This is a genomic window from Phytoactinopolyspora endophytica (genome assembly GCF_004138495.1).
Classification (GTDB): Bacteria; Actinomycetota; Actinomycetes; order Jiangellales; family Jiangellaceae; genus Phytoactinopolyspora; species Phytoactinopolyspora endophytica.
In genome coordinates this window covers 79,876-80,897 of the sequence record NZ_ML142867.1, presented here as the reverse complement: position 1 = coordinate 80,897, position 1,022 = coordinate 79,876, and the positions used below count along the sequence as shown (strand labels likewise).

Sequence of the window (1,022 nt, the reverse complement as noted above, 5' to 3'; positions counted from 1 at the left end):
TCGAGGATTCTTCCGGCGACCTCCTCGGCGCGTTCGGCGGCTCCGTCCTCGGCGTCGTCGAACAGGACCAGAGGGTGGAGATTGCCGTCGCCGGCGTGGAAGACGTTCGCGACACGTACTCCGAGTTCGCTGCTCAATTCGGCGATCTGGCGTAGCACCCGCGGCAAGGCGGTCCGCGGGATCACGCCGTCCTGGACGATGTAATCAGGGCTGATGCGTCCCACAGCGGCGAACGCGGACTTTCGGCCCTTCCAGATCAGGGACCGTTCGGCGTCGTCGGCCGCCACCCGGGTCTCGAAGGCGCCGTTCTCCTCACAGTGGCGCAGCACAGCCGAGAACTCGCCGTTGACGTCCGCGGTGTGACCGTCGAGCTCGATGACGAGCACCGCGCCTGCGTCCGCCGGGTAGCCGCATTGCACGGCCTTCTCCGCGGCTTCGATCGCGAGCGCGTCCATCATCTCGATCGCCGCCGGGATGATCCCGTCAGCGATGATCGCCGAGGTCGCAGCCCCGGCGTCGTCGACGGTGCGGAAACCCGCGAGGAACGTGCGGACGTCCTGCGGCAGGCGGGTCAGCCGCACCGTGACGGACGTGACGATGCCGAGGGTGCCCTCGGAGCCGACGAGGGCGCCGAGCAGGTCGTAGCCGGGCGGGTCGGGCGCTTTGCCCCCGATCTCCACGAGGTCACCGCCGGGGGTTACCAGGTCTATCCCGGTCACGTGGTTCGTGGTGAACCCATACTTCAGGCAATGTGCGCCCCCTGAGTTCTCGGCGACGTTTCCACCGATGGAGCAGACGGTCTGGCTGGACGGGTCCGGTGCGAAGTAATACCCATCTGGGCTCGTCGCTTGGCTGAGCTGGAGGTTGATGACCCCGGGGTCGACGGCGGCGCGCTGATTCTCGATGTCTATGTCGCGGATGGTACGCATCTGCGACATGACGACGAGCACACCTTCGGCATGGGGGAGCGCGCCGCCGGAGAGACCGGTGCCGGATCCCCGGGCGACGAACGGCACCCGGTG

At 67.9% G+C, this 1,022-nt stretch carries 1 protein-coding gene; it reads right to left on the bottom strand.

Going from position 1 to position 1,022, the window contains the following annotated elements:
• A partial coding sequence (locus tag ELR45_RS28100) for an FAD-linked oxidase C-terminal domain-containing protein (protein ID WP_205857409.1) occupies nt 1–1,022 on the bottom strand: 1,022 nt, incomplete at both ends.